Origin of the sequence: Kutzneria sp. 744 (assembly GCF_000568255.1) — a bacterium.
Taxonomy (GTDB): Bacteria; Actinomycetota; Actinomycetes; order Mycobacteriales; family Pseudonocardiaceae; genus Kutzneria.
Map to the genome: position 1 here is coordinate 10,504,967 of NZ_KK037166.1, position 13,320 is coordinate 10,518,286.

The 13,320-nt window shown below is 68.3% G+C and carries 13 protein-coding genes and 1 pseudogene; 5 read left to right on the forward strand and 9 right to left on the reverse strand.

The genetic code is table 11. The annotated features are described in order from the left end of the window. The 5 genes from KUTG_RS62590 to KUTG_RS47740 form a co-directional block, all read right to left on the reverse strand. Positions 1–541: hypothetical protein (locus KUTG_RS62590; RefSeq protein ID WP_043726580.1), on the reverse strand; the 541-nt coding region annotated here is incomplete at its 3' end. Between the two features lie 19 nt (positions 542–560). Then, positions 561–1,508 (reverse strand): respiratory chain complex I subunit 1 family protein, encoded by a 948-nt coding sequence (locus tag KUTG_RS47725; protein ID WP_043726582.1) that lies wholly within the window; start codon positions 1,506–1,508, stop codon positions 561–563. After that, positions 1,505–3,523, reverse strand: coding sequence for a proton-conducting transporter transmembrane domain-containing protein (locus KUTG_RS47730; RefSeq protein ID WP_052396291.1), 2,019 nt, complete (start codon positions 3,521–3,523; stop codon positions 1,505–1,507). The genes KUTG_RS47725 and KUTG_RS47730 overlap by 4 nt, the downstream gene beginning before the upstream one ends. Further along, complete coding sequence (locus KUTG_RS47735) at positions 3,520–3,882, reverse strand: NADH-quinone oxidoreductase subunit B family protein (protein WP_232241327.1); 363 nt, start codon at positions 3,880–3,882, stop codon at positions 3,520–3,522. Before KUTG_RS47735 ends, KUTG_RS47730 begins: the two co-directional genes overlap by 4 nt. 203 nt (positions 3,883–4,085) lie before the next feature. Then, complete coding sequence (locus KUTG_RS47740) at positions 4,086–4,460, reverse strand: ArsR/SmtB family transcription factor (RefSeq protein ID WP_043733307.1); 375 nt, start codon at positions 4,458–4,460, stop codon at positions 4,086–4,088. A 488-nt stretch (positions 4,461–4,948) separates the two neighbouring features. Here KUTG_RS47740 and KUTG_RS47745 point away from each other — a divergent pair, with 488 nt between their 5' ends. The 5 genes and pseudogenes from KUTG_RS47745 (at position 4,949) to KUTG_RS64800 (ending at position 7,391) form a co-directional block, all read left to right on the forward strand. Next, on the forward strand, positions 4,949–5,752 hold the full coding sequence (locus KUTG_RS47745) for an IS110 family RNA-guided transposase (RefSeq protein ID WP_052396292.1): 804 nt from the start codon (positions 4,949–4,951) through the stop codon (positions 5,750–5,752). Further along, positions 5,689–5,832, forward strand: a pseudogene (locus KUTG_RS64790) (hypothetical protein); the annotation flags it as partial. The gene KUTG_RS47745 and the pseudogene KUTG_RS64790, both read left to right, overlap by 64 nt. Before the next feature lie 139 nt (positions 5,833–5,971). Beyond that, a complete protein-coding gene (locus KUTG_RS64795) occupies positions 5,972–6,427 on the forward strand; it encodes an ATP dependent DNA ligase (protein ID WP_232241328.1) in 456 nt (151 codons plus the stop codon). Further along, on the forward strand, positions 6,424–6,648 hold the full coding sequence (locus KUTG_RS66835; RefSeq protein WP_369794601.1) for a hypothetical protein: 225 nt from the start codon (positions 6,424–6,426) through the stop codon (positions 6,646–6,648). Before KUTG_RS64795 ends, KUTG_RS66835 begins: the two co-directional genes overlap by 4 nt. Then, entirely contained in the window at positions 6,645–7,391 is a 747-nt protein-coding gene (locus KUTG_RS64800; RefSeq protein ID WP_369794602.1) for a non-homologous end-joining DNA ligase LigD, read from the forward strand. Before KUTG_RS66835 ends, KUTG_RS64800 begins: the two co-directional genes overlap by 4 nt. 188 nt (positions 7,392–7,579) lie before the next feature. On the opposite strand, the gene KUTG_RS47760 is transcribed toward KUTG_RS64800, so the two are convergent. The 4 genes from KUTG_RS47760 to KUTG_RS47775 form a co-directional block, all read right to left on the reverse strand. After that, positions 7,580–8,848: an IS110 family RNA-guided transposase gene (locus KUTG_RS47760; RefSeq protein WP_369794683.1), complete on the reverse strand. Its 1,269-nt coding sequence runs from the start codon at positions 8,846–8,848 to the stop codon at positions 7,580–7,582. 658 nt (positions 8,849–9,506) lie between these two features. Beyond that, positions 9,507–10,424, reverse strand: a complete 918-nt coding sequence (locus KUTG_RS47765; RefSeq protein WP_043726590.1) for an NADP-dependent oxidoreductase — start codon at positions 10,422–10,424, stop codon at positions 9,507–9,509. Between the two features lie 186 nt (positions 10,425–10,610). Further along, complete coding sequence (locus KUTG_RS62595) at positions 10,611–10,826, reverse strand: hypothetical protein (RefSeq protein ID WP_043726593.1); 216 nt, start codon at positions 10,824–10,826, stop codon at positions 10,611–10,613. Positions 10,827–11,260: 434 nt separating this feature from the next. Further along, positions 11,261–13,111, reverse strand: a complete 1,851-nt coding sequence (locus KUTG_RS47775; RefSeq protein WP_198047603.1) for a reverse transcriptase/maturase family protein — start codon at positions 13,109–13,111, stop codon at positions 11,261–11,263. Between the last annotated feature and the right edge of the window lie 209 nt (positions 13,112–13,320).

Here is a 13,320-nt window from a genome sequence, read left to right on the forward strand (position 1 = left end):
CGATCAGGCCGACCCCCGAGGTGGTGAGAAACCCGACCGTGGTGATGCCGTTGTCCATCAACAGGAACCCGACCAGTTGCGACAGCGCGCGGCGGCGGGTGACCAGCACGAAGAATCCCACCAGGACCACCGTCACTCCCACGGGAATCGCGTGGGTGGCCGGCGAGGGCGCGAGCGCCACCAGCGGCTGCGAGACGGCGTAGGCCAGCAGGGTCAACAGCGCCGCGGCCAACAGCGACGTGGCGACGTTGACCAGCGGCCGGGTCTCCCGCCGTGCCGGCCCAGCCTGTGCCAGGGCCCGACGCAGCAGCCAGGGCAGCACACCCGCCCGCAACACCAGGATCCCGACCGCGACGCCGCCGAGTTCCGCTGAGCCCTCGTGCGCGGCCAACACCGTGACCAGCGCGGCCAGCGCGACGCCCTGGGCGGCGAACATCCTGACGATGACGGCTAGTTCCCGGCGCCACAGCACCAACACAGCGGACAGCAGCAGCCCGCCGCAGGCCAAGTCCAGCAGCTGGACGTAGGTGGTGTCACTCACGATGACGGTGAACTCCTTGTCAGGCCAGGAAAAACGACGCGGCGACCGCGAGCAACGCCAGCAGGAACGAGCCGGCCACCAGCTCGGGCACCCGGAACAAGCGCACCTTGGCCAAGAACACCTCACCCACCGCCAGCATCGCGCCCAGCAGCGTCACCTTGACCGCGACCGCCACCACCCCGCCCAGCAGCGCAAGCGGGCTCGCCGAGGTGGCGATTCCCCACGGCACGAACAGGTTGGCCAGCAAACCGAGGAACACCGTGAGCCGCATCGCCGAGGCCAACTCGACCAGGGCGAGGTCCGGTCCGGCGTACTCCAGCACCATCGCCTCGTGCACCATCGTCAACTCCAGATGGGTGGACGGGTTGTCCACCGGCAGCCGCCCGGTCTCGGCGACGATCACGATGATCAGGGCGACCGCGGCCAACAGGCTCACCGGGGAGATCACCCGGGCCGGGTCGTGCAGGGTCGAGGACACGATCGCCGCCAGGTTGGTCGATCCGACCCGCACCGACAGCGCGAAGATCGCGACCAGTAGTGTCGGCTCGACCAGGGCGATGATGGTCATCTCGCGGCTGGCGCCCATCCCGCCGAACGCCGTGCCGGTGTCCAGGCCGGCCAGCGCCAGCGCCACGGTGCCCAGCGCCAGCAGCGCCACCACCGCGAACAGATCCGCCACCGGATCCAGCGCGGACTCGGTGGTCACGAACGGGACCACGATCGCGACCACGACTGTGGTGGCCACCAGCACCAGCGGCGCGAACCGGAACACCTCGCTGGTGCCACGCGGGGCGATCGACTCCTTGCCGAACAGCTTGCGCAGGTCCCGCCATGACTGGCCGATCCCGGCACCGGCCCGGCCTTCCAACCTCGCTCGGACTTGGCGCATCACCCCGACCAGCACGGGGGATCCGGCCACCACCAGCAGCGGCTGCACCACTCCGCCGACAAGGCCCAGCGCGCTCACCGGGTCACCACCAGCAGGATCAGCAGGCCGCACACGGTGTAGAAGCCGTAGCCGAGATAGCGGTGCACGCTGCCGGTCGCCAACCGCCGTCCAGCCCGCCCCCACGCACCGATCAGCGTCAGGATCGGCTGGTAGAGGCGACGTTCGATCCGGTCGGGCACCCGCCGCCGGTACTCGACGGCCTCCACCAGGTAGCTGGACTCGCGGGCGTGCGTGACGTCCACATCGGTCTCCGGTTGCAGCACGTTGTCGAAGACCCGTTGTAACGGCTCGGCGAACGAGGTCGCCGTGTACTCCATGCGCGCCGACAGCGGTCCGGCTCCGCAGTCCCACAACCGCGCCGCCCGCCGGGCCCTGCGCGACGCGACCGCACGCAGCACACCGATCACCAGCACGATCGCGACGACCAGGGCGATGGTCAGCATCAGCGGCGACAGCGAACCCGCCACACCGACCAGTCGGACCGTCACCGCGTCCGCCAGCGCGGGGCTGGCGGAGCCGACCACCTGGCTGGCCACCGAGCCGATCACCGGCAGCACGAGCGTGGGAAACAACGCCAGCCCGACACAGGCCGCACCCGCGATACCCATGCCGGCCAACATGGTGGCCGGGCTCTCCGTGGCGTTCTGGGCCGCGTCGCTGCGCGGGCGGGCCAGGAAACCGACGCCGAACGCCTTGACGAACGTGGCCACCGCCAGACCGGCGGTCAACGCCACCGCGGCCACGGACAGGGGCATCGCGATCGCCGTGGCCACCCCGGAGGCGGGCAGCCCGTGAATCAACGCCTGCAACAGCAGCCATTCGCTGACGAACGCCGTACCCGGCGGCAGCGCGGACGCGGCGAGAGCACCGAGCCCGAACGCCGCCGTCGTGGCCGGCATCCGCGCGCGCAGACCGCCCAGGGCGTCTAGGTCCCTGCTTCCGGTGCCGTGCAACACCGATCCGGCCGCCAGGAACAGCAGCGTCTTGAACGCCGCGTGGTTGACCACGTGCAGTAGCGCCGCGGCCAACGCCAACCCGGCGAGCACCCGATCGCCCCCGGCGGCGAACATCCCGGCGGCACCGACGCCGACCAGCACCAGGCCCATGTTCTCGGTGGTCGAGTAGCCCAGCAGCCGTTTCAGGTCGGTGCTCATCGCGGCCTGCAGAATCCCGTAGATCGCCGAGACCGCCCCGAGCGTCAGCACCAGCAGCCACCACCAGCGGGGGCCGCCGCCGAGCAGATCGAGGCCGACCCGCACGATGCCGTAGACGCCCAGGTTGACCATGGCCGCCGACATCAGCGCGGACACGTGGCTGGGCGCCTCAGGATGCGCCCGCGGCAGCCACGCGTGCAGTGGCAGGATCCCGGCCTTGGAACCGAAGCCGGCCAGAGTCAGCACGAACACGACTGCGGCCACTGTCGGCGGTAGGTGCTGTCCGGCCTCGCGCAGCGCGGGGAACGAGTCCGTCGACGCGTTGGCGGTCAGCACCAGCAGTCCAATCAGGATTGCCACCAGCCCCAGGTGCGTCATGACCGCGTACCACCGGCCCGCCTCGGCCACGTGAGGCCGGCGCTGGTGCTCGGTTACCACCAGCAGCAGCGAGCACAGCGCCATCAGCTCCCAGCACACCAAGAAAGTGCCCACGCTGGCCGCCGAGACCACCAACAGCATGGCCACCACGAACAGTGGGGCCACCGCCTGCACCAACCGGCCGTTGCCACCTTGGCGGGCGTAGCCAATGCCGTAGACGCCGGCCGCGACCGCGACCGCGCCGGTGATGGCCAGGAACACTCCACCCAGGGCGTCCACAGTGACCATCACCCCCGCCAACGGCAACAGCGACGGCAGCGACAAGGAGAACGTCGTGCCCGACAGGGCGCAGATCCCCGCCGCCATGCCGGCCACGCCGCAGGCCGCCGTGCCCACGCCGACCACGGCGGTCCGCATCCGTTGTGGCGCCACCACCGCGGCCACTGCGGCGAGGACTCCAACGGCCACGGCGACACCGAGGCCGACACCCGTGGGGTTCACCGGCCGGTCAGCTTCCGCAGCGCCTCGGTGATCGCTTCCGGGCGGGGCGGGCAGCCCACGATCTCCAAGTCGACCGGGATCACGTCGTGCACGGCGCCGGCAACCCCATAGGCGCCGGCGAACACCCCACAGTTGCGGGCGCAGTCCCCGACCGCGACCACTACCTTGGGCCCGGGAACGGCGTCGTAGGTGCGGCGCAGCGGTTCGGCCATGTTGCGGGTCACCGGCCCGGTCACCATCAGCGCGTCGGCGTGCCGGGGCGAGGCCACCAACCGCGCGCCGTAGCGCTCGGCGTCGTACACCGGCCCGAACGCGGAGCCGATCTCCACCTCGCAGCCGTTGCAGGAGCCGGCGTCCACGTGCCGAACCTGCACCGACCCCCGCAGACCCACCGCAGCATCCGGCCGGTCAGCGGCCGGCGGAGGGGGTGCCGGTTCGGCCACCCGCCCGGTACCGCGGATCTTGCGCCACAGCCTCAGCACACCCCTGCTCCCTCGTGCGAGATTTGGGAGCGATCACCCCGCCCGGCGACAGTGAGTGAGGACGGCGGGGTGACCGCAGCTCAACTTCCCCCTGTTGCCGACTCCGGTCCGTCCGCCGCCGTGCCCGGTACGGCCGTGCGGAGGTCCGCCAGCAGTTCGACCTGCCCGGACAGCACGCCGGTCAGGATGGAGCGGGCCACCGTGAGCAGCTCGGCCACCTGCGGGCTGGTCAGCGAGTAGAAGACGTTCGAGCCTTCCTTGCGGGTGGTCACCAGCCCCGCCCGGCGCAGCACGGCCAGCTGCTGGGACAAGTTGGCCGCCTCGATGTCGACCTCGGGCAGCATCTCCGCGACCGCGTGCTCACGCTGACTGAGCAGCTCCAGCACCCGGATCCGTGCCGGGTGCCCCAGCGTCTTGAAGAACTCTGCCTTCAACTGGTACAGCGGCCTGCTCACGTCGCCCACCTCGCATCCACGGCCACTGGTCCCGACGCTGCGGGTGCCCGCTCCGCGTCCACCGTTGCCCTCGTGCCGTCGATCCTTCCTCGTCCGTCCTCGGCACGAGGACCGACCACACGCTCCCGCAGGACTCGACAATTGCAAACCTTAGCAAGTCTTCAGGGGTGGGGTTGGCCGGGTACCCCGGCGTGTCGTGATCTCGATGACGAACGCGGCGTGCAGTCAGTTCAGGTTCACGGTGTCGAGATGGAAGTCGACCCGGGGCCTGGCGGGCCCTGCGGGTGGAAAATATGGCCGGCGGCTGCCCGGCTGACGTCGTGATTTCTTGGCGCTACCCAGCCCGTGTGGAAGTCTGACGCTGGGATCCGATTTGCCCTTCAGGTACCTTCGCCTGTTGCTTCGAGCACGCAGACCAGAATCTTGATTCCTGCCGATCCCGCCGGACAGTCGCCTCCGGGAGCGAAGCGTCGGAGGGAGCGATCGGTATGGATGTGGTCTATCCGCGATGTGCGGGCATCGACATCGGCAAGGCCGACATGAAGGTATGCGTCCGGATCCCGGGGGCCAACGGCCGCCGACGCGGCGAGGCACGGACCTTCTCCACGATGGCGGCCGGAGTGCTGCAGGCCTATGACTGGCTGGCCAGTCTGGAGGTGACGCTGGTGGCGATGGAGGCGACCGGCTCGTACTGGAAGCCGGTGTTCTACGCCCTGGAGCATCGCTTCGAGACCTGGCTGCTCAACGCCCGGCACATGCGCAACCTGCCCGGGCGAAAGACCGACGTGGCCGACGCCGGCTGGATCGCCCAACTCGTCGAGCACGGCCTGGTCCGACCGAGTTTTGTGCCTCCCGAGCCGATCCGGCATCTGCGTGACTTGACGCGCTACCGGGCCGAGTTGACCGCCGAGAGGACTCGGGAAGCGATACGGTTGGAGCAGTTGCTGGAAGACTCCGGGGTCAAGGTGTCGGTAGTGGCCTCGCACATCATGACCAAGTCGGTCCGGGCGATGCTCGAGGCGCTGATCGACGGGGAACGCGACCCCGATCTGCTGGCCGATCTGGCCAGAGGACCGATGCGTGGGAAGATCCCAGCACTACGTGAGGCTCTGGTCGGCCATTTCAACGCCCATCACGCGTTCCTGGCCCGTGTCATGCTCGACCGTATCGACGCCTGGACGGGGAGATCGTCGTCTACAACTCGGACGGGCAGGTCGACTTCGGCCTGCTGCAGGAGCGTCGCGGCCGCTACCAACGCCACCGCCGAACCGACCCGTTCGACGACCCGGTAGCGGTGCGGCTCCTCGCGTTCGACCTGCTGCGACTCGGTGACCAGGTGCTGCTGCGCGAACCGTACGACCGCCGACGGGAGCTGCTGACCAGCATCGCGATGCCCGACCCGTACCTGGTGTCGGTGGTGCCCGCGATCACCGCGCAGGGACTGGCCGCCGACCGTCTCACTCCGCAGCGGGCTGCTGGAGCGCATCGCGGGCGAAGGTCACGAGGGCTTGGTGGCCAAGAACCGGACGGCCTCGTACTCGCCGGGCAAACGGACCGATGCCTGGCTGAAGCATCCGTTGATCCAAACCCGGGAAGTCGTCGTCTGCGGCTGGCGGCCCGGAAAGGACCGCCTTGCGGGATCGCTGGGCGGTCTGCTGCTGGGCGCACATGACCCAGTCACGGCTGACCTCGTCTACATCGGCGACGTCGGGACGGGTTTCAGCGAAGCTGACCGCCGGGCGCTGCTGGAGCGGTTGCAGCCGCTGCGGCGCAACAAGCATCCGTTCGCCGAGACGCCGCCGCGCGAGGACGTGGTGCGGGCGCAGTGGGTCGAGCCGGCCCTGGTCGGCGAGGTCGTCTTCCGGCAGTTCACCCGCGGCGCGGGCCGGTTGCGGCACACCAGCTGGCGCGGACTGCGCGAGGACCGCTCCCCTGACGAGGTGATCGTGCCGAAAACCGGACGATGAGCGGCACTGCCAGCGGCACCAGCACCGGGCACGAGGCCGGCGAAGGCCACAACCGCCGGCCGACGCGAGCAAATACGATCGCCGTGCAGGTGGGAGACCGTCAACGAGCACCGTCCAACCTGGACAATAAGCTCTACCCCGACGGCTACACCAAAGCCCAGCTCATCCAGTACTACACGCTCATCGCTCCGGTCCTGCTGCCGCACTTGGCCGGCCGGTGACGTTCATCCGCTTCCCCGACGGCGTCGGCGGCCGGCAGTTCTTCGAGAAGAACATCTCCGCCGGCGCCCCGGGGTGGATTCGCACCGCCCGATTGCCCCGCAGCGGCTCCCGCGGCCGCGAGGGGATCATCGAGTATCCGTTGATCGACGATCTGCCGGCGTTGGTGTGGGCGGCGAACCTGGGCGCGCTGGAGCTGCACGTTCCACAGTGGATCGTCGGGCCTGGACCGGTGCGGAGGCCGCCGGACCGGTTGGTGTTCGACCTTGACTCGGGCCCCGTCGTGGAGTGCTCCCGCGTCGCGGAGCGATTGCGCGAGATCCTGGTCGCCGATGGTTTGACCCCTGTGGCGAAAACCAGTGGCTCGAAAGGGCTTCAGGTGTGCTGCGGCGTGCGCGCCCGCATCCCGGAGCGGCCCTCGCAGTACGCAAAAGCCCTGGCGGAACAACTGGCGGGTGAGACGCCGCAGTTGGTGACGGCGAAGATGGCCAAGGCGCTGCGCACGGGGAAGGTGTTCATCGACTGGTCGCAGAACAATCCGGCCAAGACCACGGTCGCGCCGTACGCGCTGGGTGGTCGGGACCGGCCGACGGCGTCCACGCCGGTCACCTGGCGCGAAGTGGAAGCGTGCGTCAGCCCGGAGGATTTGATGTTCACCGCCGACGAGGTCCTCGACCGCGTGGAGAAGATGAGCGATCTGTTCGCTGAACTGGCCAGCACTCGGGGCGCGTTGCCGCGCCGGTAGTGCTCAGGTCCGCTCGGTCGTTCAGCCGGCGGGGTGCCGGGTGTCGACCACAGACGAGCCGTATCTACAGTGCCGCTGCCGTCGGCGGCTTCCTCGTCAACCTCGCGACGAAGGGGTGCTCGCGCCGCCGACGGCGCCTCGGGCCGCGCCAGACCCGGCGACCCACAGACATCCGAACTTGCTAACTGTCAAGCCGCGACGGGTTCGGGCAGTGGTGAGGTGGCTGGGAATGCCTTGCTCGGGTCGAAGGTCTGGCCGGTCTGCAAGCAGTGATACAGGCAGCCGAGGAACCGGTTGAACAGGTTGCGCATCGCCGCGGCGTGCTTGTCGCCGGCCGCGCGTCGGCGGTCGTAGTGTTCCTTAACCTGAGGCGAGGGCAACGCGCCGAAGATCCAGACGTAGCCGACAGCCGCGAGCCGCTGATTCTTCACTTTACGTTGGCGCACAACAAGACTCTTACCGCTAGCCATGGTGATCGGCGCCGACCCGGCATAGGATTTCAAACCCCGGGCGTCGCGGAACCGGGTGCGGTCGTCGCCGATCTCGCCCAGCACCCGGGCACCGGTGAGTGGGCCGATCCCGGGGAAACTGGTCAGGATCTCCGCGTCCGGGTGCTGCGCAAAGGCCTCAGCCACAGCGTCGGCGAGGTCATCGGCCGCACGGCACGCGGCGTCCAGTTGCAGGACCAGGGCCTGAGTTTGGCGGCCCATGGCCTGCTCGATGAGCGGCAACTGGTGCAGGTAGTCACCGGTGAAGATGCTGCGCAGCCGCTTGGCCCACGAGTCGATGTTGCGCTGCCGCCCCGATTTGCGTAGCACAGACTGCAGCCGTGTCAGGGTGAGCTTCGCCGCGGTGGTTGGGTCTGGCGCCGCGGCGAGGACCGCGCGGGCCTCCCGTGAGTCCAGGCCGATGCCGCGCACCTGAAACGCCGCGAGCGCAGCCGGGAAGTACTGCTTGAGGTGCGAACGCACCTGGTTGGACAGCTGTCCCCGGTTCCACACCGCGTCCTGCTGCGCTCGGGCCAGCACCGCGATCACTTGGACCAGCTCGGAGTCGGCCGGCAGCGGCCGATGCACGTCGGCGTCGGTGCGCAAGATGTTCGCCAGCGCCATTGCGTCCGCGTGGTCGGACTTCGCACGGGCCACGCGGTGGCGTTCCCGATAACGGGCCACGGCCAGCGGGTTGATCGAGTACACCTTGCGGCTGGTCGTGCGCAGGCAGGAGATCAGCAGCCCACGCGCGGTCTCCACCGCGACCGGGATCGGGTCCTCGGTTGTGTCACCGGCCTCGGCCAGCAGGTCGAGCAGGCGGCGGTAGCCTTCGGCATCGTCGCTGATGCGCCGCTTGGCGACCAGCTTCCCGGTCTCGTCGACCAGGGCAATGTCGTGGTGGTCCTCCGCCCAGTCGATGCCGCACGTGATCGCCAATCGAGCCTCCTTGTTCCAGTGTTTGCCCAGCGTGTGAGCCTGTGCGGGGTCACGCAGCGCCCTAATAGAAGGGCTCAGTGGCCCGACATCCGATGAGCAGTTCGTGGCCCCAGCTCACCGCACGGACGTCAGTCTCTGGACAGAGCTCGCTGGCTCGCGTTACAAGGAGAAGTCACCGTGCGGACGGCTCAGATCACGATCATGGACTCTCGACGAACCGAGGACCCGTCCGCCTCGGCGAGGTGCACGGCACCGGAGCCCACAGTCTGTGGATAGGAGTCCAGCTCCGGGTTTCAAGTAGGAGTCATCCGGTGCCGTGCAGTGCTATTAGGTGTCAAGCTCTGTCCGGCGTGGTCCGCCCACATCACCGGCACCGTCACTGAGCAGGTCCTGGCGCCCGAGGCGCCGATGGACCGCTTCGTGCTGCCGGCCCGCATCGCCGTCGACGAAGACGCCACCGACAGCGAACTTTCCACGAACGTCGTTCCGATGGATGCTGGCACTACCACTTCACCGGCTGTAGGGTCTCGCCGCGTCCGACAGGTCGATCTTTTGCGACCTGCGCTTTCGTGGTTGTCTCACGGCCGTGTCACCATGACCAGTCTCAAGTCCGTGGCATTTCCTCGTCCGACACCGGGCAGGTCGGCGGTCGTCCAGCCCACCGCCGCTGTTGGCCTGTTCCGGTCGCTCAGGGGCGCACGCGAATCACGGTCTTGCCCTTGCGTCGCTCGGTCGGGTTGAGCGCAGGGACAGCGTCGTCGAGGGTCGCGACGGTGCCGATGTGTGTGCGCAGGCGCCCGTCCCGCACCCGGTCGACGATCTCCACCAGCTGGCTCGGAACGGACTCGACGACGAAGTCGACCGCGAGACCGTCGACCGGGTGAGCCTGCGCGGGCCCGACCACCGACACCAGCGTCCCGCCTGGCCGCACGATGCTCGCCGAACGCCGTTGGATGTCACCGCCGATGACATCGAAGACCAGATCGACCCCGCCGAGGTCGTCGAGATCCTCGTGGTCGAGGTCGAGGAACTCGTTCGCGCCGAAGTCGAGCGCCGCCTGGCGGTCCGCCGCCCGCCCGGTACCGATGACGTAGGCGCCGAACTCCCGGGCGAGCTGCGTCACCACGGACCCGACCGCGCCGGCGGCGCCGTGCGCGAGGACGCTCTGCCCCGCCCGGAGACGACCGTGCTGGAACAGGCCCTGCCACGCGGTCAGGCCGGAGATCGGCAGGCTCGCGCCCACCGTGAAGTCGACGTTTCCCGGCAGCGGAGCGAGGTTGCGTGCCTCCACGGCCGCGTACTCGGCCAGGGTTCCGTCGCGGTGCCAGTCGGTGATCCCGAACACCCGCTGTCCCAGCGAGAGTCCCGTCGTGCCGTAGCCGAGGCAGGAGACCACTCCGGCGAACTCGTGGCCGATGATCGCCTGGGCTCGATCGTGACCGGAGCGATCGACCCAGGTCGAGGGCCACTCCCACTCCGCGGGGACGAAACCGGACGCATGGACTTCAACGACGACGTCGTTGATCGCCGGCGTCGGCTCCGGCCGCTCCGCGAGCGTGATCCCGGCTGCTTCCGCGGCCTGATCCATCGCGACGATTGCCTTCACTGGTACCTCCGTATATCTCGTGCTCGCCGGCTCTGTGTGCCGGTCTGTGGCGGTGTGTGGTGCTTGTCGAGCGCAGGTTGGACTCGACGGCCCTTCAGTGGTCCATCCGTCTATGGTGACGGATCTTGTTGCCGTTCCTGGAGTGGGCTACAGAGGTCGAATGGCCAGCATTACGGAGGCACCGGGTCAAGTCCCAGTCCGGTGAGTGACGAACGCGTCGATCAACTCGGGCCGGTATTGGACCCGCTTGAGCCGGTTCTTCACCACTGCGACTCGTGCCTTGACGCCCTTGCCGGTGGTGGGGCGCCTGGTGATCGGGGTGAGGTCGCGGCGGGGTTGGACGGCGATCTCTTCACCGTCGTGCAGCACGCGCAGGTGGGTGTCTTCGATGACGACGGTCACGAGCTTGCCGGCGTGGCGTGTCGGAACTTGTCAAACTGGATGAGACGGCTCAGGCTGCGTTTTCCGTGTTCTCCTTGAGTGGTTCGTCGATCCAGGTCTGCGCGGGGATCGTGGGTGGTGTTGGTGTGCGGCGGAACCGGTCGGGGTTGGCCGCGTAGGCGGCCGTGAGGGTCTGCGCGCGTCGGGCTTGGATCGCGGTGGCGGTGCCGTCGTGGACCGACGCCGGGGTGTGCAGGCCGATGCCGCCGTTCAGGTGGAGTCGGCCTGGGGCGCGGTTCTGACGTTGCCGTCAGTCCGTTTCCCCAGGCCGCTCGCCGAACCCGCCGTGCGGTGAAGTAGGCCGCCGACGAGGTGCCCGTGGCACGGGTCCTTTTCCGACGGCCCCTTCCCGAACCAGCCGTGCCCGGTTTCCGTAGCAGCTGGCTCTCCAGTGCTCATCGTGATTGCCGTGTCGGGCATCCGTGGTAGTGGATGTCCTCGTGGCAGGCGCGGCAGACGACAAGGGTCTTGCGGCGGCGGGCGGCCATCCGCATGATCCACTCAGGTTGTTGCTTCCGCCCCTTGGGGTTGAGGTCTTTCAGTGCCCGGACGTGATGCACTTCGACCTGTTTCCCCGAACCGCAGAGTTCGCAGGCATCGGCCATGAGCCGTTGGACCAACTCGGACCGTTGGCTGTTCCAGATGCGCGGCGGATTGTCGTTGAGGGGCCGTGGTGTGATGTCCCGTGCCAGACTGATGCCGCCCCATTGCGCCACCAGTGGCGGTCGTCCGCCCTCGCGCTCCACGACGACCCGGAGGCCGTGACGTGAGCCGTGCTCGGTCTCCAGCGCGGCGCGGTATCGGCGGTAGACCTGTGGGACCGTGATCCGATATTTCCGGGCCAGGGTCTTGGTCAACGACCGCTCCATGACGTACTTGAGATAGCCGAGCCGATGGCGGTTGAACGCCAGCCGGTAGTACTCCGCGACACCCCGATACTCGGCTTGGAACTGCGCGACAATACTGAAGTCAGTATTGACGGTGCGTTCGGTGCGCCGGATCGGTCTGCCGTGGTGCAGGTAGGGCGCGCATTTCGCGTGGATCACGTCGACCGGCACTTTCAACCCGATCGCCGCGTTGATGCTGCGGTGACCGCGCTGATCGCGCTTGTGGTCGGCGTGCAACACCACGAGCTCGTAGCCGAGGAACCGGGCGGCCTGCGTCCGCCCGTGCGTGATCAAGGTCTTGGCCGGCGACAGCTCCAACGCGAGTTCTTCGCGCAGGAACGTCCCGATCTTGTCCTTGATCTCCTCGGCCTCCTGCCTCGGGCCGGTGAAGCCCAGCAGCCAGTCGTCGGCGTAGCGGCAGTAGCGCAGCCGCCGGTAGGCCGGGTCGCCAGGGTCGCGGGAGGGCATGGTCTTCATCTGCTTGCGCAGCACTGAACCAGCTTCCCGGTCCCCGGCTTGTTCCAACCTGACGGCGCGTTGCCACAACCGCATGTAGGGCCGATGAGGCGTGCGTCGTTCTCCCCGGTTGTGGGCAGGCAGCAGGGCCTGCTCGATGAACTTGTCCAACCTGTCCAGGTAAATATTCGAGAGCACGGGTGAGACCACTCCGCCTTGCGGACAACCGCTCAACGTGGCGTGGTAGCGCCAGTCCTCCAGATACCCGGCCCGCAGCAGCCCGTCGATCAGGCGCAGGAACCGGCCGTCGTGGATCCTCTCCGCCAGGATCGATCTCATGATCGAGTGGCTCAACGACCCGAAACAGTCGGTGATGTCGCCCTCGACGAACCACACCGTCCCGTGCCATTGGTGATAGATCTCCTGCAGGGCGGTGTGACAGCCGCGGCCTGGGCGGAACCCGTGGGAGCGGTCGGAGAACTGCGGCTCGTAGTACGCCTCCAAGATCAGGCGCAGCACTTCTTGCAGCAGCTTGTCCGACCAGGTCGGCAACCCCAGCGGACGCTTGGTCGACGAGTTCTTCTTGTCGATGTAGGTGCGTCGCACCGGGGTCCACCGGTAGCGCTCCTGACGGAGCGTCCCGATGATCGCCTCGATCTTGCCCAGGCTCATGCCGTCCACGGTCTCCGCTGTGACCCCAGCCGTCATCGCCCCCTTGTTGCGGTAGATCTTCCCGTAGGCGAGCAGGAACAGATCCGGGTTGAACAGGCACCGGTAGACCCGTTCCAACGGCAGCCCTCTTCTGCCGCGTTCACGAATGATCTCCAATACGGTTGCGGCGTCTCGCATCTCGCGTACCTCACCGTCCTTGTCGACCTTGAGCACCTGGGTCCCTTCGCCCATGTGGACGGCTCTCCCGTCCTCCCTGGCAGGGCGTGACTCCTGCGACTACTACGGACCCTCCGTGACCGTAGGGCTCGCGCCCCGTAGGCCATCCCGAATTCCTCTTTGCGCCAGACGTGTCGAGCGTGACGTAGGCGTCCCGGTCCGTCCCCTTGAACAAGCTCGTTGCCTGTCGCCCGCCGACTGGAAGGGTTCGGGGCGACGAAAGT

Coding starts and splice junctions, on each gene's coding strand:
- KUTG_RS47745 (WP_052396292.1), top strand. CDS start 4,949: ATGGATGTGGTCTATCCGCGATGTGCGGGCATCGACATCGGCAAGGCC.
- KUTG_RS66835 (WP_369794601.1), top strand. CDS start 6,424: ATGAGCGGCACTGCCAGCGGCACCAGCACCGGGCACGAGGCCGGCGAA.
- KUTG_RS47775 (WP_198047603.1), bottom strand. CDS start 13,111: ATGGGCGAAGGGACCCAGGTGCTCAAGGTCGACAAGGACGGTGAGGTA.